Source organism: Pseudomonas lactucae, assembly GCF_016937615.1.
Classification (GTDB): domain Bacteria; phylum Pseudomonadota; class Gammaproteobacteria; order Pseudomonadales; family Pseudomonadaceae; genus Aquipseudomonas; species Aquipseudomonas lactucae.
In genome coordinates this window covers 1-23,525 of sequence record NZ_JAFHKI010000102.1, presented here as the reverse complement: position 1 = coordinate 23,525, position 23,525 = coordinate 1, and the positions used below count along the sequence as shown (strand labels likewise).

Sequence of the window (23,525 nt, the reverse complement as noted above, 5' to 3'; positions counted from 1 at the left end):
CCCAGTCCCACCGATGAGCGCCTCGGCTTGGCGTGCTTTTTTCGGTATAACCCTGTTCGTCCCCGCGTCGTGAACCAACGCCCATGAACGCCCTGAAATTGATTGCTCTACTGGTGATTTTCCCGCTGCTGCTCACCACCCTGGGCAGCTGGGAGCGGCAGCGTGCTGACGAAACCAGCACCGCGATGAACGATTACCACACCACCGTGGATAGCGCTAAACGGCAACTTCAATCCCTGGCGGCAAAAAACCCGGCGGCCACGGTCAAGCTGGTCGACGAAACAATCGGCGTGCAACTGGCGCTCAGCCGTCTGGCAAAAATCGAAACGGAACTGCCCATCGCTCATCGCGTGAACAGTGCGATGCGTGGGCTGGCGCTGTGGGTGATGGGCCTGGGGCTGTTGGCGGCGTTGATTGGTGTGGCGGCGTTGGCGGGTACGCACTGGGCGGGGCGGCGAGCACGGCAGTCGCGGGAGAAGTTGTTGCAGGTGTTCTCTCTTGGCAGCCGCTTGTTGCCCTATGTGCTGGTGAGTCATGGGGTGGCGATGGCGGCGGCGGTCGCGGTGGCGCTGAGTTTTGAAGGCTTGGCGATGTGGCACATCGGTCGGTTGGGCAGTGGCGAAGTCAAGTTGATGGCGGTGCTGGGGGTGATCGCGGCGTTCTGTCTGTATTCGATCTGGCAGTTGCTTAAACAGCTGCGCCACATGCTGGGGATGTTCAAGCCCGTGCCGCTGGAGATGTTCGGCCAGTTGGTCAGCCCCGAGCAGGCACCGGGGTTGTGGCGTCAAGTGAATGCGTTGGCGGACAAACTTGGCGCGCTGCCGCCGGACCATATCGTGGTGAGCCTGGCCCAGGGTTTTTACGTGACCTCCAGCGAGGCCAGTGTGCAACCGGCGGACATTTCGTTGCATGGTCGCACCCTGCACGTGCCGCTGCTTTACCTGGGCCTGTTGAGCCACGACGAAATCGACGCGGTGATCGGCCACGAGCTGGCGCACTTTGCGGGGCAGGACACGGAGTACAGCCTGCGCTTTTTGCCGATCTACGATGGGGTCAATCGTAGCCTCGAAGCGCTGTTGGACACCCTGCAGGCCAGCGACTTTATCCAGGGACGGTTGCTGCGGCCGTCGTTGATGTTCGGTGTGTTTTTCATGCAGCGCTTTGACCAGGCGGTGAACCACTGGAGCCGTGAGCGCGAATTGCTGGCGGATGCCGCCGGCGCGCGGTTGGGGGGCAATAGCGCGGCAGCCTCGGCGCTGTTGCGGGTATCGGTGTTGCAGCCGCATATTGAGGACTCACTGATGGCGTTGTGTGACGCCGCGTCAGCGACGGACCTGCCCGACGCGGTACTCCGTGCCTTACGCGAGTGTGAGCTGCAGCTACCGCCCGAAGCCCTGGAGATTCATCAACCGCACCCGACCGATTCCCACCCGTCCAACGGCGAACGCCTACAGGCACTGGGCGTGTCGCTGGACGATGCCCTGCGCAGCGCCATTCGCACAGTGGATTGCGACGCGGCGAACGCGCAAATCGATGCCTGCTTCAGCGCACCCCACAGGCTACGCGAGCGGTTGTCGGGCGATTTGATCGACGTCGCCGTATTGGAGAATGCCGAACATACCCATCTGCTGGAAACCATGGTCGCATCGGCCCAGGGCGAGCATGCGTTGCACGAAGGTGGGCGGCGAGGCGCTGTGCTGATGGCGGTACTGTCGATCCCGTTCGTGCTGCTGGGGCTGTGGGTCATGACCCAGCCGTGGCTTGCGCCGGAACGCATGAAGGGTACGCCGTTGTCTGCCCTCGGCGCCGGCGCGGCGATCGGCAGCATCGCGCTGATCTTTCTCTGGTTGGGCGTGCGCCGGTTCAAACGCGCCCCGCAAATCGCGTTGCGCCTGACGCCGGAGCATTTCGTGTTTGCCAACCTGGCGCAGCCGTTGCCCATCGAGCACATCGACAGCGTCACGTTGCAATTTATGCAAGGCATCTGGGTAACGCTGGATCTGACGCCGGAAGCGCCCTTGCCCGAGTTGCGCAAAACCGCGTTCGGCGTGCCCGGCGCACGGGTCAACAAGAAGAAGCGCCAGGTACTGCTGCAGATGGCGCAGCTGTGCATCGACAACAAAAAGATCGAGCCATACGACGGCCTGGTGCTGATGACTGACTACGTCAACGCGTCGCTCGCGCGCAAGATTTTGCAGAGCGGCGAGGGCTGATCGGCGCCCATGAAAAAACCCCGAACCAGTCGGGGTTTTTATCGCCTGGCGTCAGGCGCGACGTGCGATCACTTAGAAAACGTTGATCGGGTAGTCGGCGAACAGACGCAGTTCGTTACCGCCAACGTTGTAGTTGCTGGCGTTGTTGGAAACGCGCAACCACGAGGCACGGGCACGCAGGCTCAGGTCTTTGGCCGGACCGCTCTGGACCACGTATTTGAACTGGTTCCAGATTTCACGCTCGGTGCCATCGCCACGGCCAGTGCCGTCGTCGATGTTGGTACCGCGTACATACGCAACGTTGTAGGTCAGGCCCGGCACGCCGAAGGTGGCGAAGTCGATACCGTAGCCTGCTTGCCACGAACGCTCGTCCTTGCCGTTGAAGTCGGACCAGTAGGAGTTGGCCAGCAGGATGGTGTTGCCGCCGTCGCCGATGCCGGTGTCGCGGGTATTGTCGCGATAGCCACCATACAGATAGCCGGTGTCGCCGGTGCTGCGCTGGTGGGCCAAGGTGAAGCTGTGTGCGCCCACCGCCCAGGTGGCGCCCAGGCTCCAGATTTTGTTGTCACGCGCGTCGGCATCGCCGCGTTGCTCGGCGAAGCTCTTGTCCAGCTTGGTTTTGTAGCCGTTGAAGTCAAAGGTCAGCGACTGTTTCTCTGGCAGGGCCAGCACGTAGTTGACGTTGACGTATTGCTTCTTCAGCACGTCTTCCATGTCGGAAGCGTACAGCGCAGCGGACAGGCTTTCGGTGAACTTGTAGCTGCCGCCCAGGTAGCTGATGTTTTTCAGGTTGCCGCTGTCGGTGCCTTCAGCACTCTTGCGGGCCTCCTTGGTGAAACGACCCGCGTCCAGTTGCAGACCTTCAATCTCCTTGGAAACGATCGAAGTACCGGTGTAGGTTTCCGACAACAGACGGGAGTTGTCGTACTGCAGCACAGGCACAGCCGGCATTTGGTCGCCGTACTTGAGCACGGTGTTGGACACACGGAATTTCACCGCCGCGCCGCCTTTGGTCAAATCGTCGGCCGCCGCACCGCTGTCACCTTGTTTAAAGAAGTCGATGCCGCCCGCGCCGCTGCGACCTTTACCACCGTCCAAACGGATAGCGTACTGACCGATCACGTCCACACCCACACCGACGGTGCCTTGGGTGAAACCGGACTCGAACTTACCGATGAAGCCCTGGCCCCATTCGGCTTTGTCCTGCTTGCCGTTTTTGTAGTCGCGGCTGATGTAGGCGTTACGTGCGGCGATGTTCAGGTGGCTGTCTTCAACGAAACCCTTGGATTGCTCCTGGTCGTTTGCCATTGCTGTCGATGCGCTCAAAATCCCCAGAGCGATCAGACTCATCCGTTGCTTCAACATGTTCTTGTATTCCTTATTTCTGGTTGAGTACGCGCGGTGACACCAGGCCCCATGTCGCTTTCTGGTGTCGACTTTCTCCGGAAAAAAGAAGGCCCGCGGACGACTGAACATACCGCGGGCCTTTTCTTATTGGATGAGTCATGGCTGTTAGCCACAGGCGTTGGGCGCAATCCTAGTCGCGCGTTGAACTATGTGTCAATTTCGTGAATCGTCTGTATTTAGGCGAAATAATTCTAAGCAAAGGCTGATGGCCTTTCTAAAAACGACATGTATCAGCTTCCAACGACGCTGAAAACACATCTCGTAACACATTCAAAGCGGATACGTTTGGCAATAGATAACGCGCGCAAATGCAAAGCATTACCATTAGCGCGCTGTCTTCTCCCAACCCCTCTGGATGCATTTTCCCATGCCTGCCCCTCGCCTGACGCCCATCACCCTTGGGCTCTCTGTCCTGCTGTCTGCCGGTTTTGCCTGTGCGGCGACCACGTTGCCCGAAACCGCGATCAGCGCCGAAGCTGACGAAGATGACCCGCGCACCAAGGAAACCAGCACCGCTACCCGCACTGCCACACCGGTGCGCTATGTGCCCCAGGCCATCGATTCGGTGAAGACCGAAAGCCTGCGCTCCTACGGCACCAATGACCTGGGCCAGGCCTTGAGCGGCATCCCCAACGTGAGCAGCGGCGCCGACACGCGTTTCGACAGTTTGCGCATCCGTGGTTTTGACGCGAGCAACGATTTTTACCTGGACGGGATTCGCGACGACAGCCAGTACGTGCGCGACCTGCATAACATCGAGCGCATCGAAGTGCTCAAGGGGCCGGCAGCCGTGCTGTACGGGCGAGGCGGTCAGGGAGGGATCGTCAACCGTGTGAGCAAGTTGCCAACGGCCGGGCGTACATCGAGCATCGAGGCCCAGGGTGGCAGCAATGATTTGCGCAGTCTGTACGCCGACCTGAGCACCGATCCCACGGAGAACATCAGCTTGCGCCTGAACATGGGCAATCAGGACAACAACAGCTTTCGCGACGGCGTCAGCGGCAATCGCCAACTGTTTGCGCCGTCCATGAGCTGGCAGCTCACGCCGGACCTGAACTGGCTGGTGCAATACGAATACAGCCGCTACAACCGCACGCCCGACCGAGGCATCCCAGGCGTCAACGGCCGCCCCGCCGATGTGAGCCGCAGCACCACCTACGGTGACAGCCGTGATTACATTGACGACAAGACCCAGTCGCTGCGCTCCAAACTGGCCTATGAACTCAATGACAACTGGCAACTGCGCCAGACCCTGGGCGTGTTCAAGCTCGACAGCGACTTCGACAACACCTACCTCACCGGCTACACCCCAGCCACTAATAGCGTCACGCGCCAACGCTGGCAGCAGGACCTGACCACCTTAAACATCTTCAACAATGTCGAGCTGGAAGGCGGCTTCAGCACCTTCGGCCTCGACCATCGCCTGCTCACCGGTCTCGAACTGGGCACCCAGCGCCGCGATCCTACGTTGTATACCGCCACTGCCGTGAACCGAGGCGGCCAGGCGGTGCCGAGCCTTGACCTCAACCGGCCCAACCGCAACCTCAGCCACACCGGGCGCATGAGCGTATCAAGTGATAACCACACCGAAGTCGACAGCCGCGCCCTCTACGTACAAGACCAATTGCGCCTGAATGATCAGTGGCAAGTGCTGGCCGGCCTGCGCTACGACCGCTTTGAAGTGGACACCGAAAACAAGCTGCTCAACACCCGGCAAGACGTGAAAAGCCACAGCACCAGCCCGCGCTTCGGCCTGGTGTGGACGCCGCTGGAAAACCATTCGTTCTATGCCTCGTGGAGCAAAACCTTCTCCCCGGCGGGCGGCGGCCTGATCGGCATCACCCCGAACGCCGCCGGCAGCGTCAACGACCTGAGCCCCGAGCTGACCAAACAAAAGGAGATCGGCGTCAAAAGCGACTGGCTCGATGACCGTCTGAGCACCACCCTGGCAGTCTACGAGCTGGAACTCTACAACCGCCGCACCAGCGACCCGCTGGACCGCACCATCACCTTGCTCAGCGGCCTGCAACGCTCGCGCGGCGTGGAGCTGACCGCCACCGGCAAGCTCGTCGACAACTGGTATGTACGCGGCGGCATCGGTCTGCAGGATGCCAAAGTCGAGAAGGATAACAACGGCTTCGAAGGCAAGCGCGTCAGCGACGTGGCCAAGCGCAATGCCAGCCTGTTTATCACCTGGAAACCGGAAATGGGCTGGTACGCGGAAACCGGCCTGACGCTGGTGGGCGACCGCTATGCCGACAGCCTCAACACCGTGGTCCTGCCGGGCTACGGCACTTGGGACGGGTTGGTCGGATTCCGTCAGAAAGCCTGGGATGTGCGAGCGGCGCTGAACAACATCACCGACAAGACCTACTATGAATCGGCGACCAGCGTGGCGCAGATTCAGCCGGGAGAGCCGCGTAACCTGGTGGTGACGGGCACTTACACCTTCTAAAAAGCTACACAATTCAACAATGTGGGAGGGGTTTGCTCCCTCCCACACGCGTTCCCAGCGCTGCCTAGTTTTTCAGTAAGTCACACAACGCATGCACTTCATCCTCACTGAACAACCCCACCGGGTAACGTTCACTCATCACGCTGCGCAAATCCGGCGCCTGCCTGACCTGCCGCGAGCCGTGCTCCCTCAACCAGAGTCCCAGCGCCTGGATCGCGTCGCCGTTGACCCGCAAAGGGTGAAACGTACGGGTATTCATCAGGTTGATATCGGCGTTCATTTCAGCGCTCTCTCCTACTGCGTGAGCGGCTAACTTACTCAAGGTTTATGACAGAACCGCGCAGTCATGCCCCTGAACCACTGTGGCAATCACTGATACAAGAGCTATGCCAATGTCCCGTGCCTGTAGGCATGCACCCACAAAAAAGCCCGCAACCGTGCTGGGCCGCGGGCTTGCTGTGGGCGCTGAAACCGAGTAGCGCCTCCGTTGCATGAAAGGCGCTGTTACAACTGCACTCAGTTTCTGTGCGGGGCGGGCTGTTGTTGGGTCAGGCAGTGGATATTGCCGCCCCCCAGTAACAGTTCACGGCCCGGCACCATCACTACTTCGTGTTGCGGGAACAGGTTCTGCAGGATCGCTTTGGCCTGGCTGTCCAATGGGTCGTAGAAGCTTGGCGCAATGATGCCGCCGTTGACGATCAGGAAGTTGACGTAGGAACCCGCCAACCGCACGCTCGGATTACGCTCCTGGGAACCGTCCACCGGGTCGACGCCTGCACATTCTTCTTCAGTGGCATACAGCGGCCCCGGAATCGGCATTTTATGCACCGTAAACGCTCGGCCCCGGGCATCCGTGCTGCTTTGCAGGACATCCATCGCGGCGTGGCAACGTGCGTAGTTCGGGTCCTGCGGGTCATCGGTCCAGGCCAGCAATACCTCGCCCGGACGCACGTAGCAGCAGAAGTTATCCACATGGCCGTCGGTTTCGTCATTGAACAGGCCGTCCGGCAGCCAGATGATCTTATCCACAGCCAGGTTGGCGCTCAGCACCGCTTCGATCCGGGCACGATCCAGGTGTGGGTTGCGATTGCGGTTGAGCAGGCATTCTTCGGTGGTGAGCAGGGTGCCTTCACCGTCGACGTGAATCGAACCGCCCTCCAGCACAAAACCTTCGGTGCGGTAGCGCGGCGCGCGTTCGATTTCGAGGATCTTACCGCCCACCTGCGAGTCGCGGTTCCACGGTGCATACAAGCCACCGTCAAACCCGCCCCAGGCGTTGAAGTCCCAGTTCACGCCGCGCACTTCGCCGTTGTTGTTGATCACGAAGGTCGGCCCGGTGTCACGCACCCAGGCATCATCGCTGGACATTTCCACCACACGGATATTCGGCACGTCCAAACGGGCGCGGGCATTCTCGTACTGGGCGGCGGAAACCGCCACGGTCACCGGTTCGAAGCGTGCAATGGCCTTGGCCACGGCCACATGTGCCGCCTGCGCCGGCTTACCGCCCAGGCGCCAGTTATCCGGGCGCTCTGGCCAGATCATCCAGGTTTGGGTCTGTGGCGCCCATTCGGCAGGCATATGAAAGCCATCGGCGCGGGGGGTGCTGTGCAGGGTGGTCATGGCGATCAGGACTCCGAATGGGGTAAAGGCCGACTTTATAACGGATAAAAATCGGCTTTAATAGCGATCAAAGAGCATGATCGATAAATATGACAAGTAATAACCGATAACAATCGATTAATTACAACTGTTCATCCAGCACCTTCGACAGCATGTCGACGAAGAAATCCACACTGCGTTTGGAGGTCACCATCGGCGGCTTGATCTTGAGGATGTTCAGGTAATCGCCGGTGGGTTGCATGAAAATGCCCAGCTCGCGCAAACGGTCGCACAACCGAGTGGTTTCTTCGGTGGCGGGCTCCAGGGTTTGCCTATCGCGCACCAGCTCCAGTCCCAGATAGAAACCCGAACCGTGTACGGCCCCCACCAAGGGGTGACGGTCAATCAATGCCTCCAGGCGCGCCTTGAAATGTCCGCCCACCACTTGGGCGTTTTCCCACAGTTTCTCTTCCTCCATGACATCCAGCACCGCCATGCCGATGCGGCAACTGACCGGGCTGCCCCCGGACGACGAGAAGAAGTAACCCTCGGCTTCCAGCGCTTCGGCGATTTCGCGGCGGGTAATCACGGCACCCAGTGGCTGACCGTTGCCCATGCCTTTGGCCATGGTGATGATGTCGGGTACCACGCCCTGCTCCTCGAAGCCCCAGAAGAAATGGCCCATGCGGCCGTAGCCCACCTGCACTTCATCGGCGATGCACACGCCGCCTTGTGCACGGACCAGGCCATACACCTGCTGCAGATAGCCGGGCGGCAGGGAGATTCCGCCAGCATTGCCATACACCGGTTCGCAGATGAACCCCGCCAGTTGGCGTTTACTTGCGGCGATTTTCGCCAGGTTGTGCTCCACGCTTCTTACGTAGTCCGGCGCGCTGTCCTGCCCGCGAAACTCTCCACGATAGGTATTCGGTGCCGTCACCGGGTGTACCCACTCGGGGCGGCTGCTCAGCGCCTGGGGGTTGTCGGCAATCGAGGTGGACACCGCATCCGCCGCCACCGACCAGCCGTGGTAGGCCTCCAGCACACTGAGCATCTCGCGCCCGCCGCTGTAGGCCCAGGCCAGGCGGATGGCCAAGTCATTGGCCTCGGTGCCGCTGTTGACCAGGAACACCCGGTCCATGCCTTTCGGCGCCAGCGCCAGCAGCCGTTCGGAAAATTCGGCAATCGCTGCGTAGTGGAACCGCGAGTTAGTGTTGAGCAGCGACCACTGCCGCGCCGCCACCGCCGCCATGCGCGGGTGACCATGGCCCAAGACCGCGACGTTGTTGAGCATGTCCAGGTAGGAACGGCCCTGCATGTCGATCAGGTGGTTGCGCCAGCCGCGCTCGATGCGCGGCGGGTCGACGTAATAGTGCTTCTGTGAACGGGCGAAACTGGCGTCCCGGCGAGCCAGCAAGGCCGCGGGGTCCAACTCGGGTTCGGCATCACAGGCCAGCCCGAGCAAAGCGGCGGGCGATGGGCACAGGGTTTGCCAGGCCAACGCGCGAGACGGCGTGCAAAACAGCGGGGGGTCCAGGTCGGCACGGCACAATTGCACGATCAGCGGGGCGTGCACCTCACCCAACACCTGCCCTTTGACCAGAAACGAGCCAGGATTCAATCGGGTTTTCACACCCCACAAACGCACACTCGCCTCGGCGCCCTGCACACTGACCAGGCCGTCGGCGGCCTGGCGCAATGTCCCGGCAAAAGGCGCTTCCACCACGGTGCCATGGGGTAAATGCAGCTCAACATGCAGCGCGAACGTGTCCGGCTCGTCGGCACTGTCCGGTCGGGTGCGTGACAGCCGGTATTGGCCATAACGACTGGCCGCCAACCCATGCACCGTCGCCGCGTCATCCAGCAGCTGGCGATCGATGCCGGGGGCCTCCCAGTTGCCCGCCTCGAAATGCGGGCTGAGCACCCCCAGGTCGATCAACGCAAATGTCTGCCCCACCAGCCCCGGCAGCAAGGGCGCGAAGTCCTGGCTGGCCATCGGCACCGGCACTTCGCCGACACCGCTGAGGATCGCAGCCTCCATCAGCTCGAACGGCACCGACGTCGCGACCTGGAAGATTTCCCACTCATGCTCGGCGTTTTTCAGCAGGTAGGAGCTGTGCGGGTCCAGGCGTTGCTGCTGTTGGCTGCTCAATACCAACACCGCCGCGCGCGCCACGACCAGCGGCCACAGCGCCAGCAACTCTTCACGCTGCAACGGGGTAACAGCGTGGCACGCCTGGATCGCCGGCAAGATGGCAAAGGGGTCGCCCTCGGCGTGGTGCAACAGCGCGGCGCAGGTCACCGACAGGTCGGCAATGCGCCAGGTGTGTACCAGGTCGCCAAAATCGATCACGCCCTGAATCTGCCAATGCCGCTGGGCATCGCGCTGCCACACCACATTGTCATCGGTGATATCCATGTGCACCGCCTGCCAGGGCAGGCGCTCGGCCAAGGGGCGGATGCGTGTCGCGACCTGCTCGGCGACCTGCTCCAGCGCGTCTCGATGGGGCAGGTTTTCCAAGGTCGCCAACAGGTGAGTGATCAGCTCCCCCGCATGGCGCGGGTCCCATTGCAGAGTCCGGTCCAGACCAGGGTGGGTGAACTCAGCCAGCGCCCGGCTCATGCGCCCGCACAGCTCGCCAAAGCCCGCGATCACGTCGCGTCCCAGATGCGGCAGATGGGTCAATGGCTGCCCGTCGATATAATCCAGCACCCGCAGGTGCAAGGTTTGGCCGTCGACCGTCAGGGTCAGCAACTCTTCGCCCGCCAGGGATTCGATCACCCTCGGCACGCGCACCGCGCGCAAATGCTTGAGCGCGGCATGCTGGGCCTGCAACTCCAGCGCGGCATAGTCACCGTGGCAGATTTTCAGTACAAACCGACCGCGGGGGCTGTCGACTTTGTAGTTGAGGTCTTGCTGGCTGCCCAGAGACTGCAACGTGCCGGCGAGGCCGTAATGCTGTTCGAGAAGTTGAGCCGCCTGATCGGGGCCTACGTACGGGCAGGGTAGACTGGCGCGGTGGATCAACGTGGCGAGCGGCATGGGGGGTGGCCTCGATTTTTTAGGTGTGTATATCGCCATTGTTCGGGGGGCTTGCGCAACCCCCCTCACATCCACACCAACCCGCTACCCCAACACAGGCTATGCTCCCCTCGCTAAGCGTCCGGTTAAGAAAGAGGCCCCCGACATGCGCATTTTGATCACCGGTGGCGCCGGTTTTATCGGTTCTGCGTTGATACGCCATCTGATTCAACACACCGAGCACGAAGTGCTCAACCTGGACAAACTCACCTACGCCGGCAATCTGGAATCGCTGGCCAGTATCGCGTCCAATAGCCGCTATGAGTTCGTCCAAGCCGACATCATCGACCAGGCGACTGTGAGCGCCGTGCTGGCGCGCTTCGAGCCCGAGGCCATCATGCACCTGGCTGCCGAGTCCCATGTCGACCGTTCGATTGACGGTCCATCGGACTTTGTCCAGACCAATATCGTCGGCACCTACAGCCTGCTGGAGGCCGCCCGAGGCTACTGGCAGCAACTGGCCGAACCGGCCAGACGCGCGTTTCGCTTCCACCATATCTCCACCGACGAGGTGTACGGCGACCTGCATGGCGTCAACGACCTGTTCACCGAAGCCACGCCGTATGCGCCCAGCTCGCCCTACTCGGCCAGTAAAGCCGCGTCCGACCATCTGGTGCGTGCGTGGCAACACACCTACGGCCTGCCAGTGCTGCTGACCCATTGTTCCAACAATTACGGACCGTTCCATTTCCCGGAGAAGCTGATCCCGTTGGTGATTCTCAACGCTCTCGCAGGCAAACCCTTGCCGGTCTACGGTGATGGCTTGCAAGTGCGCGACTGGCTGTACGTCGAAGACCACGCACGGGCACTGCTCAGCGTCGTCACGCAAGGCGTGGTCGGCGAGACCTACAACATCGGCGGCCACAACGAGCAAAAAAACATCGACGTGGTCCGCGGCATCTGTGCGCTGCTCGAAGAGCTGGCGCCACAGCATCCACAGGGCGTGAACACCTACATCGATCTGATCACGTTCGTTAAGGACCGTCCGGGCCACGACCAACGCTATGCGATCGACGCCGGCAAGATCCAACGCGAGCTGGGCTGGGAGCCCATGGAGACGTTTGAAACCGGCCTGCGTAAAACCGTGCAGTGGTACCTCGATAATCTGGAATGGTGCCGCAGGGTCCAGAACGGCAGCTATCAGGGCCAACGATTGGGCAATACCGACATGCGGGATCTGATTGCATGATGCACATCGCCATTGAGCAGATCGGCATGCCGCCAGTTTGCCAACACGCATTGCGCGAGTGTCTTGCCGGGCAGCGCTAGGCATAATGCGCCTGTACCCACAGGCGCACGATTCCCATGACTCCACCCCTTCCGCGAAGACCCCGCTGGCGCAGCCTCGCCCTGCTGGCGCTGTGCCTGGCACCGCTGCTATGGCCGCTGGAGCATTTGGCCGAACGCTATTACCGCAATGAACTGGCCGGGCAGAACCGCCAGACCCTCGACCTGTACGTCGCCAACCTGCTCGGCACGCTGCATCGCTATGAAGTACTGCCGCAGATCCTCGGCGATTTGCCCGCCCTGCGCACCGCACTGGATGCGCCGCACGTCAGCACCAACCTGGCCAACGCCAACCAGTTGCTCAAGGACGTCGCCGCCCAGGCCGGGGTGGAGGTGATGTACCTGATGGACACCACCGGCAAGACCCTCGCCGCCTCGAACTGGGATAAACAGGACAGCTTCGTCGGGCGCAACTTCTCGTTCCGCCCATATTTCAGCGAAGCCATGGCCGGGCACCTGGGCCGGTTTTTCGGCCTGGGCACCACCTCGGCCAAGCGTGGTTACTTCTTCGCCGCCGCCGTGCGTAATGGCGACACCATCATCGGCGTGCTGGTGGTCAAGGTCGATCTGGACCACACCGAAAGCCTGTGGGGCAACACACCGGAACAATTGCTGGTCACCGACCACAATGGCGTGGTGATCCTGACCTCGCGCCCGCAATGGCGATTCCGCGCCACTCGCCCACTCACCGCCGAAGAACGCCAGGCCATCATCGCGATCCAGCCGTATCCAACGCGTGACCCCCAACCGCTGAGCCTGAGCAGTAGCGCCTGGTTGCGCCAATCCACGGCGATTGCCGAGACCGGTTGGAATGTAGAGATTCTCGCCCCGCAATCCCTGATCAACCGCCCGGTGCGTACCGTGGTGGCGGTGGGTGGGGCGACGTTGCTGGTGCTGATGCTGCTGCTCGGCCTGCTGATGCAGCGCCGTCGCCACTACCTGGACCGCATCGCCTTCGAAGCCAAGGCCCGCCGCGAGCTGGAAATGCGCGTCGCCGAACGTACCAGCGACCTGGAAGGTTTGAACCGGCGCCTCAAACAGGAAGTGCTGGAGCGCGAACATGCCCAACAGGAACTGGTGCGCGCCCAGGACGATCTGGTGCAGGCCGGCAAGCTGTCGGCGCTGGGCACCATGTCGGCGAGCATCAGCCACGAACTCAACCAGCCGTTGGCGGCGATTCGCAGCTATGCGGAAAATGCCGAGATCCTGCTCGACCATGAACGCACGGCTGACGCACGGGGCAATCTCAAGCTGATCAGCGAACTGACCGGGCGCATGGCTTCGATCATCGCCCACCTGCGCGCCTTTGCCCGCCGCGACCGGCATGCGCCGGAGAGCGTGGCGCTGCAACCGGCGCTGGACGATGCGCTGGCGTTGCTGGCCAAGCGGCGACGTTCGATGGAAGTAGAGCTGATCCGCGATCTGCCGGAGGCGACCTTATGGGTGCAAGCCGGGGAAACACGCCTGCGCCAGGTGTTGGGCAACCTGCTGGCCAACGCCCTCGATGCCCTCACCGAGAAAGGACCGCCGCGCAAACTGTGGCTGAGTGCCGAAACCACCGCACAGGGCGTCAACCTGTACATTCGCGACAACGGCCCAGGCTTTTGCATGGAAGCCCTGGGCCGCGCCAGCGAGCCCTTCTACACCACCAAGACGCGCACCCAGGGCCTGGGGCTGGGCCTGGCAATCTGTGAAACGCTGATGCGTGCATTTGGCGGCGAATTGCTGTTCGCCAACCACAAGGAAGGCGGCGCGCTGTTAACCTTGAAATTGCGTGCCGGCTCGCCGGGCGTCAGTCTGCAACCGTCCGAGGACCGCAGTGTATGAGTATCGATAACCAGATTCAGGTGGTGTTGATCGACGACGATCCACACCTGCGTCAGGCGCTGTGCCAGACCCTGGACCTGGCCGGGTTGAAAGTCCTGCCCCTGGGCGAAGCCAGCGGCCTGACCGCACGCCTGACGCGGGACTGGCCCGGCGTGGTGGTCAGCGATATCCGCATGCCGGGCATGGATGGCCTGGAGCTGCTCGCCGAACTGCACGGCCAGGACCCGGACCTGCCGGTGCTGCTGATCACCGGCCACGGTGATGTGCCGCTGGCGGTGCAGGCCATGCGCGCCGGCGCCTATGACTTCCTCGAAAAACCCTTTGCCAGCGACGCGCTGCTCGACAGTGTGCGCCGTGCCCTGGCCCTGCGCCGCCTGGTGCTGGACAACCGCAGCCTGCGCCTGGCCCTCAGCGACCGCCAGCAACTGAGCACGCGCCTGGTGGGGCACTCGCCGCAAATGCTGCGCCTGCGCGAGCAGATCGGCGCCCTGGCGGCGACCAAGGCCGATGTGCTGATCCTCGGCGAAACCGGGGCCGGCAAAGAGGTGGTGGCGCGTGCCCTGCACGACCTGTCGAGCCGCCGCAGCGGGCCATTCGTGGCGATCAACGCAGGTGCCTTGGCCGAATCGGTGGTGGAAAGCGAACTGTTCGGCCATGAGCCCGGCGCCTTTACCGGCGCGCAGAAACGCCGCATCGGCAAGTTCGAATTCGCCAACGGCGGCACGTTGTTCCTCGATGAAATCGAAAGCATGAGCCTGGACGTGCAGGTCAAGCTGCTACGCCTGCTGCAGGAGCGCGTGGTCGAGCGCCTGGGCGGCAACCAACTGATCCCGCTGGACATCCGCATCATCGCCGCCACCAAGGAAGACCTGCGCCAGGCGGCGGACCAGGGCCGTTTCCGCGCCGACCTGTATTACCGCCTCAACGTCGCGCCGCTGCGTATTCCGCCGCTGCGCGAGCGCGGTGAAGATGCCTTGATGTTATTCCAGCATTTCGCCGACGAAGCCAGCAGCCGCCACGGCCTGCCGCTGCACGAATTGCAACCGGGCCAGCGCGCCTTGCTGCTGCGCCATAGCTGGCCGGGCAATGTGCGCGAGCTGCAAAACGCCGCCGAACGCTTTGCCCTGGGCCTGGAACTGGCGCTGGACAACACGCCGGACAACCCCGCCAGCGGCGTGCTCATCTCCACACCGGGCGGCTTGAGCGAGCAGGTCGAGCAGTTCGAAAAAAGCCTGATCGCCGCCGAACTGACCCGCCCCCACAGCTCCATGCGCAGCCTCGCCGAAGCCCTCGGCGTACCGCGTAAAACCCTGCACGACAAACTGCGCAAGCACGGCCTCAACTTCGCCAACCAAAGCGCTGACGACGAATGATCCTGCCCACCCACCAAGAGGCCGCCATGAGCCGCGACAGCCGTTACCTGGAATCGATCCTCCACCACGACATCCCCCTCACCCGGGAAATGGGCCTCAAGGTGCTCGCTTGGCAGCACGGGCAGTTGCAACTGCATTTACCCCTTGAAGCCAACATCAACCACAAGAGCACCATGTTCGGCGGCAGCCTGTATTGCGGCGCCGTGCTGGCAGGCTGGGGCTGGCTGCACCTGCAACTGCGCGAGGAAGGGATTGAAGACGGGCATATCGTGATTCAGGAGGGGCAGATCAGTTACCCGCTGCCGGTGACGCGCGATGCGACCGCGATTTGCGCAGCGCCGGAAGAAAAGGTGTGGAAGCGTTTTTTGGCGACGTACAAGCGCTATGGCCGGGCGCGGTTGACGCTGGACACGTGGATTGTGAATGAGGACAGTGACGAAAGGGCGGTAACCTTCACGGGCCAATACGTCCTGCACCGCTAGAAGCCAGTACACAAAACATGTGGAAGGGGGCTTGCTCCCTCCCACATTTGGATCTGCGGTGGTCTTAAGACCGGGCCAGAGCCAACAACCGCTCACGCCATGCCGCCTTAGCCGGCAACGCCAGAAAGAACGGGTTCAACAACGACGCCGCGCGGGGTAACTGAACGGCTCGCCACTCAACTCCAGCACCTCGCCGCCCGCGCCTTCCAGCACGCCCTGGGCCGCTGCGGTGTCCCACTGCGAAGTCGGCGCCAGGCGCGGGTAGCAATCGGCGCTGCCCTCGGCCAGCAGGCAGAACTTCAACGAACTGCCGATATTTGCCAGCTTCAACTCACCCAACCCCGCGCTCAAACCGCTCAACAGGCTTTCCTGCTCAGGGCTGGTGTGTCGGCGGCTGGCAACCACGGTAAACGCCTCACCGGCCGCCGGTGCCTCGCGCACCTGGATCTGCCGAGGCGCTTCGTTCACATCGGAGCGCCATGCGCCCAACCCCGCGCCACCGAAATAGCAACGGCCACTGGTAGGCATCGACACCACGCCGAACACCACCCGCCCGTGCTCGATCAGGGCGATATTGACGGTGAACTCTTCACTGCCGCTGATGAACTCCTTGGTGCCATCCAGTGGGTCCACCAGCCACCAGCGCGTCCAACCGGCACGCACGCTCTGGTCGATATCGGCATCTTCCTCGGACAGTACCGGGATGCTCGGGTCCAGGGCCGTGAGGCCCGCGAGAATCAGGTGGTGAGCGGCCATGTCCGCTGCCGTCACCGGCGAATCATCGGCCTTGGAGGTCACGGCCACATCGACACGCCAGTAAGGCAGGATCACCTCACCGGCCTTGCGAGCCAGCTCGATCACAGGGGCGATAAACGGGTGGCCTAAAAACAGTTCGCTCATACGACAAACGCTCCACGCTGGATCAACAGGTCTCGTACCAGGTACAGCGCCGCCAGGGCGCGACCTTCACTGAATTGCTCGTTTTGCGCCAACTGCGACAGCTCGCGCAGGTTGACCTTGTCCACGCGCATCGGCTCAGGCTCATCGCCTTCCAAGCGTTCTTCGTAGAGATCGGTGGCCAAGACCACCTGAATTTTCTGGCTCATGTAACCAGGCGACAACGACAGTTCGGTAATGTGCTCCAACTGCCGCGCGCCATAGCCGGCCTCTTCCTTGAGCTCCCGGTCCGCGGCGGCCAGCACGTCTTCGCCGGGTTCGATCAGGCCCTTGGGCAAGGACACTTCATATTCGTCGGTGCCGCCGCAATACTCTTCCACCAGCAGGGCATGATCTTCGTCGATCATCGCCACGATCATCACCGCGCCGTAACCGGCACCCCGGCCCACCAAGCGCTCGTAGGTCCGTTCGACGCCATTGGAAAAGCGCAATTGCACTTCCTCCACGCGGAACAAACGGCTACTGGCGACTATTTCGCGGGCGAGGACGGTGGGTTTCTGGCGCATAAGCGGCTCCTTGGCGTGATCGGGTTACTATACCGTGGCTTTTCCGATTGTCTGTGTCGGATATGTTTACTAACGTGAGAACGCCCCATGCCCTCTTTGCCCTGGCACGCCATCGACACCGTCCTGCTGGACATGGACGGCACCCTGCTCGATCTGCATTACGACAACCACTTCTGGATGGAGCACCTGCCCCAGCGCTACGCCGAACTGCACGGCATAAGCCGGACCATGGCCGAGATGGAGCTGCTGCCACTGTTCGAGCGTAACGCCGGACAGTTGCAGTGGTATTGCCTGGATTTCTGGAGTGCGGAACTGAAGATTCCGGTGCGCGAGCTGAAGCTGGAAACCGCCCACCTGATCGCCCTGCGCCCGGATGCCGATACCTTTCTGGCGGCAATCAAGCAGGCCGGCAAACGGGTGATTCTGGTCACCAACGCCCATCGTGATTCGCTGTCGCTGAAGATGGAGCGCATTGAACTGGCGCCGTACTTCGAGCGGCTGATCAGCTCCCACGACTACGGTTTTGCCAAGGAAAACCCGCAATTCTGGGATGCCCTGCAAGCCGACACCGGCTTCGACCCGTCGCGCAGCCTGTTTATCGACGACACCCTGCCGATTTTGCGCAGTGCGCGGGATTTTGGCGTGGGGCATTTGCTCGCGGTGAAAGAGCCGGATAGCAAAAAGGGGCCGAAGGACACGGCGGAGTTTGCGGCGGTAGATGACTACCGAGACCTCATTGCAGGACTCTGAACCATGTGGGAGGGGGCTTGCTCCCTCCCACATTTTGCCCTGCGTTTTTACTCAGGAATGCGCAGCGTCTGCCCTGGGTAGATTTTGTCCGGATGCGACAGCAAGGGTTTGTTGGCCTCGAAGATTTTGTTGTACTGGTTGGCATTGCCATACACCGCCAGGGAAATCGCGCTCAGCGTGTCGCCCTTTTTCACTACGACGAAACGGGCAGCGGCAACGGCCGGGCCGGTTACGGTGATCTGGTCATCCACACTGGCCACGCCTTGGATGTTACCCAGCGCCAGCAAAATCTTCTCTTTCTCTTCCTGGCTGGCGACTTCACCGGTCACGGTCACCTTGTCGCCATCCACCGTGGTCTGCACATTCGGATTCCCCAGACCCACTTTGGCCACGTGCTCCTTCAACTGCTCACCCGCATTCGCATTACCCGGCGTCAACAGGTCGATCAACTTCTCGCCGGCTTCCTTAACAAAACTAAAAAGACTCATGGTGCACGCTCCTTGGTATTTAAGTTCCAGATGCCCAAGACTAGACCAGTCCCACACAATTGGGTTCCAGACCGGCCCAAGACCCAAACGCGCTAGAATCCCACCGCCATTGGAATAAGCCCTGGAGCGAAGATGGACATCAAACAGCTGAAATTCCTCATCGCCCTCGACGAAACCCGTCACTTCGGCCAGGCCGCGGCGCGTTGCCATATCACCCAACCGACCCTGTCGATGCGCCTGCGCAGCCTCGAAGAAGAACTGGATTTGCCTCTGGTCAATCGCGGCCAGCGCTTCGAAGGCTTCACCGCCCCTGGCGAGCGCGTGCTGGCCTGGGCGCGCACGGTGCTGGCGGCCTATGACGGCTTGCAGGCCGAAGCGGCTGCCTGTCGCGGTAACCTGGTCGGTACGTTGCGCCTGGGCGTAGTGCCACTGTCGAGTTTTGATCCGTTGGCGTTGATGCAGCAATTGCATAAAGAGCACCCGAGCCTGCGCTTCGAGCTGTCGGCCCTCAGCTCGGAACAGATTCTTGAGCAATTGGCGAGCAATCGCCTGGACCTGGGCGTGTCATACCTGGAGCGCCTGGACAACGAACGCTTCGACTCGCTGGCCCTGGGTGAAACGCGCATGGGCCTGCTCTACGATCAACGGTTTTTCAGCTTCGGCGACACGCCGTTGAGCTGGGAGGCGCTGATCGAACTGCCCCTGGGCATGCTCACCAGCGGCATGCATTTTCGTCAGTCCATCGACCACAACTTCCACAGCCGTGGGCTCCATCCGCAACCGCTGCTGCAAACCGATGCCGTCCATCAGTTATTACAAGCCGTACACGGTGGACTGTGTTGCGCGGTGATGCCGCTGGACGGAGGCCTGGAAGCGCTCACCGAACACCTGCGCCTGCAGCCGATCGAAGACGCTCACACCCTGGCGCGCCTGGGGCTGATCATGCGGCGCAGCGCACCCCGTTCGGCGTTGGCCGAGGCCTGTTTCGCGCTGTATCAGAAATCGCACATCGAGCCTTGATCGACGTCATCTATCGGTAGATCAGTACTGGCAATTAGACGCGACGCTTTGTCGCGCCTAGTCTGAACACTGATCAATCCGCCGGTGGTACTGCCCCATGAACGCCAAGCGCCCAGTCTGCGCGGCGCCCGCTCTCCAAATGCCCGCGCCCGCCGCCAGCCAGAGCTACCAGTATTGCAATCTCGAACACACTGATGTCGGCAGCACAGCGCTGGCCGAAGAAGTGGCGTTGGCCATTGCTTATAACGACATCAGTCAGGCAGTCATGCTGGTGACGCCGACGGACCTGGAAGACTTTGTCGTCGGTTTCAGCATCGGCAGCGGCATCATCGCCGACGTCAGCGATATTTATGACCTGAAACTCAGCGGCTCGGGCTCCGCCCAGCAGGCTCAGGTGCAGATTTCCAGCCGCGCGTTCTGGAACCTCAAGCAACAGCGCCGTCAGTTGGCCGGTACCAGCGGGTGTGGCCTGTGCGGCGTGGAAGCGGTGGAGCAGGCCCTGCCGGATCTTCAAGCACTGCCCGGCGCGCCCTTGCCGCCGGCCGAATGGCTCGATGGCCTGCGCCAACGCATCGGCGCGTTCCAACCCTTGGGCCAGTACAGCGGCGCGGTGCATGCGGCAGTGTTTATGAACCACCGGGGCGAATTGCTATTGGGCCGCGAAGACATCGGCCGGCACAACGCCCTGGATAAATTGATCGGCGCGTTGATCCGCCAAAAGATCCCCACCGACGGTGGCCTGGCGATTGTCACCAGCCGTTGCAGCCTCGAATTGATCCAGAAAGTCCTGCGCGCGGGCATCCAGACCCTGGTCAGCCTGTCGTCGCCCACCGGCCTGGCCCTGCAATGGGCCCGCCGGCACAACCTCAATCTCATCCACCTGCCGCAAAAAAGTGCGCCGCGGGTCTACAGCCCTGCGATGGAGAACCAGCCGTGAGCAATCATCATCAAGCCGACCAAACCCCGACCCCGCGCTACAAGCCTTACAAAGGCCCGGCCGGCGGCTGGGGCGCACTGATCAGCGTGGCACAGGCCTGGCTGACCAGCGACAACGCGCTGAAGAACCTGCGCATGATGCTCAAGACCAACCAGAACGGCGGCTTCGACTGCCCGGGCTGCGCCTGGGGTGACTCGCCGGAAAGCGGCATGGTCAAGTTCTGTGAAAACGGCGCCAAGGCGGTCAACTGGGAAGCCACCAAGCGCCGTGTGGACGCTGCGTTTTTCGCCAAGCACAGCGTGACCGCGTTGCTGGAGCAGAGCGATTACTGGCTCGAGTACCAGGGCCGCCTGACCGAACCGATGCGCTACGACGCCGAGACTGACCGCTACACACCCGTCAGTTGGGAAGCGGCCTTCGACCTGATCGGCAAGCACCTCAACGCCTTGCCAAGCCCGGACATGGCCGAGTTCTACACCTCGGGCCGGGCCAGCAACGAAGCGGCCTACCTGTATCAGCTGTTCGTGCGCGCCTACGGCACCAACAACTTCCCGGATTGCTCGAACATGTGCCACGAGGCCAGCGGCGTGGCCCTGGCGCAGAGCGTGGGCGTCGGTAAAGGCACCGTGACCTTTGATGATTTCGAACACGCCGACGCGATTTTCGTGTGGGGCCAGAACCCCGGCACCAACCATCCGCGCATGCTCGAACCGCTGCGCGAAGCGGTTAAACGCGGCGCCCAAGTGGTGTGCATCAACCCCTTGAAAGAACGCGGCCTGGAACGCTTCCAGCACCCGCAGCACCCGCTGGAAATGCTCACCAACGGCGACAAGCCGACCAACACCGCCTATTTCCGCCCGGCGCTGGGCGGCGACATGGCCATCCTGCGCGGCATGGCCAAGTTCCTGCTGCTGTGGGAACGCCAGGCCCAGGCCGAAGGCAAGGAAGCGGTGTTCGACCACGACTTCCTCAACGAACACACGGCCAACGTGCTGGATTACCTGGCCAGGATCGACGACACCTCATGGGACGAAATCGTCGAGCAATCCGGCCTGCCGCTGGTGCAGATAGAGCAAGCGGCGCGCATGTACGCCAAAGGCAAGAACGTGATCATGTGCTGGGCGATGGGCATTACCCAGCATCGCCATTCGGTGCCGACCATCCAGGAACTCGCCAACCTGATGCTGCTGCGCGGCAACATTGGCCGCCCGGGCGCCGGCCTGTGCCCGGTGCGTGGCCACAGTAACGTGCAGGGCGATCGCACCATGGGCATCAACGAACGTCCTCCGGTGGCGTTCCTCGACTCGCTGGAGCGTCGCTTCCAGTTTCGGGTACCGCGCACCAACGGGCACAACGTGGTCGAAGCGATCCACGCCATGCTTGAAGGGCGCTCCAAGGTGTTTATCGGCCTGGGCGGCAACTTCGCCCAAGCCACGCCGGACAGCACCCGCACCTTCGAGGCGCTGCGCAACTGCGACCTGACCGTGCAGATCAGCACCAAGCTCAACCGCAGCCACCTGACCCACGGTAAAGACGCACTGATTCTGCCGTGCCTGGGCCGTACCGATATCGACATCCAGGCCGAAGGCCCGCAAGCGGTCACGGTGGAAGACTCGTTCAGCATGGTTCACGCCTCCAATGGCCAACTGCAACCGCTGTCCAAGCTGATGAAATCCGAGCCTGCCATCCTCGCCGGTATAGCCGCCGCCACCCTGGGCAGCAAACCGGTGGACTGGAACTGGCTGGTGGCCGACTACGGGCGCATCCGCGACCTGATCGCCGACACCATCCCGGGCTTCAAGGATTTCAACGAAAAGATCAAGCACCCGGGCGGGTTCTATCTGGGTAACTCCGCCGGCGCACGCCGCTGGAATACCCCGTCTGGCCGCGCCAACTTCCGCCCGAACAGCCTGCCCAAGGACCTGATCCACGAGCGGACCCACGCCACAGGCCGTGTGCCGGACCTGATCATGCAATCGATGCGCTCCCACGATCAGTACAACACCACCATTTATGGCCTGGACGATCGCTACCGTGGGGTCAAAGGCCAGCGTGACGTGTTGTTCGTCAACGAAGCCGACATCATCCGCCTGGGCTTCAAGCCAGGGCAGAAGGCTGACATCGTGTCGCTGTGGGAAGACGGCCGTGAGCGCCGCGTCAAGGGCTTTACCTTGCTGGCATTTGATATTCCGGCGGGGCAGGCAGCTGCTTATTACCCGGAGGTGAATCCGCTGGTGCCGCTCGAAAGTACCGGCGATGGCAGCCATACGCCAACCTCGAAATTCGTGGCGATTCGCCTGGAAGCCGCGAGCGAGAGCGGTTTGATCATGTCGCGCTCGGCCTGATCGATCATTTTGGACACAAAAAAAGGCCGCTTTTGCATAAAAGCGGCGTTCCGAAGAGCTAATGACTCGCAAAAATCACTTAAGTTCCGTAGTTAAAACAGTAACTTAGAGAATTGTGTACAACTCGTGTTACTGGTCGGATTTCTATTGTCAGCATGTCAATACAGCCTCAGGATCGCGCCGTCATCCCCTTGAGGTTTTCCTGAATGAAGCTTTCCTCGATTCTCTTGTTGTCCCTTGGCCTGGTCAGTGGCGCAGCCATGGCCGGTGGCACCACCGAAGCCGGTGTAGGCGGCGCATTGGGCGGGGTTCTAGGTTCAGTTGTCGGCCAACAGCTGGGCGGCAACACAGGTTCGACCATCGGCGCGGCCCTTGGCGGCGCGGGTGGTAGCGCGGTCGGCGCCGACAAGCGCAGCCGTGGCGAAGCCGCCATTGGCGGCGCACTGGGCGCAGCCGGCGGCAACGTCGTGGGCCGCAGTGTCGGCGGCAGCACCGGCGCACTGGTCGGCTCCGCGGCCGGTGGTGGCGCAGGTGGCGCACTGGGCAACTACATGGGCAACAAAAGCGACGACGATGACCGCCGTTATCGTGGACGCGACCGTGACGACCGTCGCTACTACCGCGATGACCACCCAGGCCGTGGCCATGCCTATGGGCATCGCAAGAACAAGCATCGTTATCGCGACTGATCCATACGCAGCCTGACGAACGTTGCATGACTATATGGGAGGGGGTTTGCTCCCGATAACGGCGGATCAGTCACAGCATCATTGACTGATCGATCGCTATCGGGG

General features: G+C 61.9%; 17 protein-coding genes and 1 pseudogene. 11 read left to right on the top strand and 7 right to left on the bottom strand.

Features of this window, described 5'->3' with window-relative positions:
• Positions 1-83: 83 nt before the first annotated feature.
• On the top strand, positions 84-2,213 hold the full coding sequence (locus tag JWR98_RS19070) for a M48 family metallopeptidase (protein WP_205490896.1): 2,130 nt from the start codon (positions 84-86) through the stop codon (positions 2,211-2,213).
• 72 nt (positions 2,214-2,285) lie between these two features.
• Here JWR98_RS19070 and JWR98_RS19065 read toward each other — a convergent pair whose 3' ends face one another.
• A complete protein-coding gene (locus JWR98_RS19065) occupies positions 2,286-3,578 on the bottom strand; it encodes an OprD family porin (RefSeq protein ID WP_003171059.1) in 1,293 nt (430 codons plus the stop codon).
• Positions 3,579-3,987: 409 nt separating this feature from the next.
• On the opposite strand from JWR98_RS19065, the gene JWR98_RS19060 reads away from it, so the two are divergent.
• Positions 3,988-6,075, top strand: coding sequence for a TonB-dependent receptor (locus JWR98_RS19060; protein WP_141064610.1), 2,088 nt, complete (start codon positions 3,988-3,990; stop codon positions 6,073-6,075).
• A gap of 64 nt (positions 6,076-6,139) precedes the next feature.
• Here the strand turns inward: JWR98_RS19060 and JWR98_RS19055 are convergent, their stop codons facing one another.
• The 3 genes from JWR98_RS19055 to JWR98_RS19045 all read right to left on the bottom strand — a co-directional run bounded on the left by JWR98_RS19055 (position 6,140) and on the right by JWR98_RS19045 (position 10,720).
• Complete coding sequence (locus JWR98_RS19055) at positions 6,140-6,355, bottom strand: hypothetical protein (protein ID WP_078731124.1); 216 nt, start codon at positions 6,353-6,355, stop codon at positions 6,140-6,142.
• 236 nt (positions 6,356-6,591) lie between these two features.
• Positions 6,592-7,698 (bottom strand): agmatine deiminase, encoded by a 1,107-nt coding sequence (gene aguA, locus JWR98_RS19050; protein WP_205490895.1) that lies wholly within the window; start codon positions 7,696-7,698, stop codon positions 6,592-6,594.
• Positions 7,699-7,819: 121 nt separating this feature from the next.
• On the bottom strand, positions 7,820-10,720 hold the full coding sequence (locus JWR98_RS19045) for an aminotransferase (RefSeq protein ID WP_205490894.1): 2,901 nt from the start codon (positions 10,718-10,720) through the stop codon (positions 7,820-7,822).
• A gap of 145 nt (positions 10,721-10,865) precedes the next feature.
• Here JWR98_RS19045 and rfbB point away from each other — a divergent pair, with 145 nt between their 5' ends.
• From rfbB to JWR98_RS19025, 4 genes are all read left to right on the top strand, one after another.
• Positions 10,866-11,948, top strand: a complete 1,083-nt coding sequence (gene rfbB / locus JWR98_RS19040; RefSeq protein ID WP_205490893.1) for a dTDP-glucose 4,6-dehydratase — start codon at positions 10,866-10,868, stop codon at positions 11,946-11,948.
• Between the two features lie 116 nt (positions 11,949-12,064).
• Complete coding sequence (locus tag JWR98_RS19035) at positions 12,065-13,873, top strand: sensor histidine kinase (RefSeq protein WP_078731120.1); 1,809 nt, start codon at positions 12,065-12,067, stop codon at positions 13,871-13,873.
• Positions 13,870-15,246, top strand: coding sequence for a sigma-54-dependent transcriptional regulator (locus tag JWR98_RS19030; RefSeq protein WP_003171050.1), 1,377 nt, complete (start codon positions 13,870-13,872; stop codon positions 15,244-15,246). The genes JWR98_RS19035 and JWR98_RS19030 overlap by 4 nt, the downstream gene beginning before the upstream one ends.
• A 26-nt stretch (positions 15,247-15,272) precedes the next feature.
• Positions 15,273-15,728, top strand: a complete 456-nt coding sequence (locus JWR98_RS19025) for a thioesterase domain-containing protein (RefSeq protein WP_078731139.1) — start codon at positions 15,273-15,275, stop codon at positions 15,726-15,728.
• 64 nt (positions 15,729-15,792) lie between these two features.
• Here JWR98_RS19025 and cysQ read toward each other — a convergent pair.
• Positions 15,793-16,628, bottom strand: a pseudogene (gene cysQ, locus JWR98_RS19020) (3'(2'),5'-bisphosphate nucleotidase CysQ).
• Positions 16,625-17,191, bottom strand: a complete 567-nt coding sequence (gene nudE / locus JWR98_RS19015; RefSeq protein WP_078731118.1) for an ADP compounds hydrolase NudE — start codon at positions 17,189-17,191, stop codon at positions 16,625-16,627. Before nudE ends, cysQ begins: the two are co-directional and overlap by 4 nt.
• A gap of 87 nt (positions 17,192-17,278) precedes the next feature.
• On the opposite strand from nudE, the gene yrfG reads away from it, so the two are divergent.
• Positions 17,279-17,941, top strand: a complete 663-nt coding sequence (gene yrfG, locus JWR98_RS19010; RefSeq protein ID WP_078731117.1) for a GMP/IMP nucleotidase — start codon at positions 17,279-17,281, stop codon at positions 17,939-17,941.
• Positions 17,942-17,988: 47 nt separating this feature from the next.
• On the opposite strand, the gene lysM is transcribed toward yrfG, so the two are convergent.
• A complete protein-coding gene (gene lysM, locus JWR98_RS19005; protein WP_078731116.1) occupies positions 17,989-18,429 on the bottom strand; it encodes a peptidoglycan-binding protein LysM in 441 nt (146 codons plus the stop codon).
• Positions 18,430-18,561: 132 nt separating this feature from the next.
• Here lysM and JWR98_RS19000 point away from each other — a divergent pair, with 132 nt between their 5' ends.
• From JWR98_RS19000 to JWR98_RS18985, 4 genes are all read left to right on the top strand, one after another.
• On the top strand, positions 18,562-19,449 hold the full coding sequence (locus tag JWR98_RS19000; RefSeq protein WP_078731115.1) for a LysR family transcriptional regulator: 888 nt from the start codon (positions 18,562-18,564) through the stop codon (positions 19,447-19,449).
• Between the two features lie 97 nt (positions 19,450-19,546).
• Complete coding sequence (gene fdhD, locus JWR98_RS18995; RefSeq protein WP_205490892.1) at positions 19,547-20,386, top strand: formate dehydrogenase accessory sulfurtransferase FdhD; 840 nt, start codon at positions 19,547-19,549, stop codon at positions 20,384-20,386.
• A complete protein-coding gene (locus JWR98_RS18990) occupies positions 20,383-22,731 on the top strand; it encodes an FdhF/YdeP family oxidoreductase (RefSeq protein WP_003171040.1) in 2,349 nt (782 codons plus the stop codon). Before fdhD ends, JWR98_RS18990 begins: the two co-directional genes overlap by 4 nt.
• Positions 22,732-22,937: 206 nt before the next feature.
• Positions 22,938-23,420: a glycine zipper domain-containing protein gene (locus JWR98_RS18985; RefSeq protein ID WP_003171039.1), complete on the top strand. Its 483-nt coding sequence runs from the start codon at positions 22,938-22,940 to the stop codon at positions 23,418-23,420.
• The last annotated feature ends 105 nt before the right edge of the window (positions 23,421-23,525 follow it).

Excerpts from the sequence above, each read along its gene's own strand:
- JWR98_RS19070 (WP_205490896.1), top strand. The coding sequence starts at position 84 with ATGAACGCCCTGAAATTGATTGCTCTACTGGTGATTTTCCCGCTGCTG.
- JWR98_RS19065 (WP_003171059.1), bottom strand. The coding sequence starts at position 3,578 with ATGTTGAAGCAACGGATGAGTCTGATCGCTCTGGGGATTTTGAGCGCA.
- JWR98_RS19060 (WP_141064610.1), top strand. The coding sequence starts at position 3,988 with ATGCCTGCCCCTCGCCTGACGCCCATCACCCTTGGGCTCTCTGTCCTG.
- JWR98_RS19055 (WP_078731124.1), bottom strand. The coding sequence starts at position 6,355 with ATGAACGCCGATATCAACCTGATGAATACCCGTACGTTTCACCCTTTG.
- aguA (WP_205490895.1), bottom strand. The coding sequence starts at position 7,698 with ATGACCACCCTGCACAGCACCCCCCGCGCCGATGGCTTTCATATGCCT.
- JWR98_RS19045 (WP_205490894.1), bottom strand. The coding sequence starts at position 10,720 with ATGCCGCTCGCCACGTTGATCCACCGCGCCAGTCTACCCTGCCCGTAC.
- rfbB (WP_205490893.1), top strand. The coding sequence starts at position 10,866 with ATGCGCATTTTGATCACCGGTGGCGCCGGTTTTATCGGTTCTGCGTTG.
- JWR98_RS19035 (WP_078731120.1), top strand. The coding sequence starts at position 12,065 with ATGACTCCACCCCTTCCGCGAAGACCCCGCTGGCGCAGCCTCGCCCTG.
- JWR98_RS19030 (WP_003171050.1), top strand. The coding sequence starts at position 13,870 with ATGAGTATCGATAACCAGATTCAGGTGGTGTTGATCGACGACGATCCA.
- JWR98_RS19025 (WP_078731139.1), top strand. The coding sequence starts at position 15,273 with ATGAGCCGCGACAGCCGTTACCTGGAATCGATCCTCCACCACGACATC.
- nudE (WP_078731118.1), bottom strand. The coding sequence starts at position 17,191 with ATGCGCCAGAAACCCACCGTCCTCGCCCGCGAAATAGTCGCCAGTAGC.
- yrfG (WP_078731117.1), top strand. The coding sequence starts at position 17,279 with ATGCCCTCTTTGCCCTGGCACGCCATCGACACCGTCCTGCTGGACATG.
- lysM (WP_078731116.1), bottom strand. The coding sequence starts at position 18,429 with ATGAGTCTTTTTAGTTTTGTTAAGGAAGCCGGCGAGAAGTTGATCGAC.
- JWR98_RS19000 (WP_078731115.1), top strand. The coding sequence starts at position 18,562 with ATGGACATCAAACAGCTGAAATTCCTCATCGCCCTCGACGAAACCCGT.
- fdhD (WP_205490892.1), top strand. The coding sequence starts at position 19,547 with ATGAACGCCAAGCGCCCAGTCTGCGCGGCGCCCGCTCTCCAAATGCCC.
- JWR98_RS18985 (WP_003171039.1), top strand. The coding sequence starts at position 22,938 with ATGAAGCTTTCCTCGATTCTCTTGTTGTCCCTTGGCCTGGTCAGTGGC.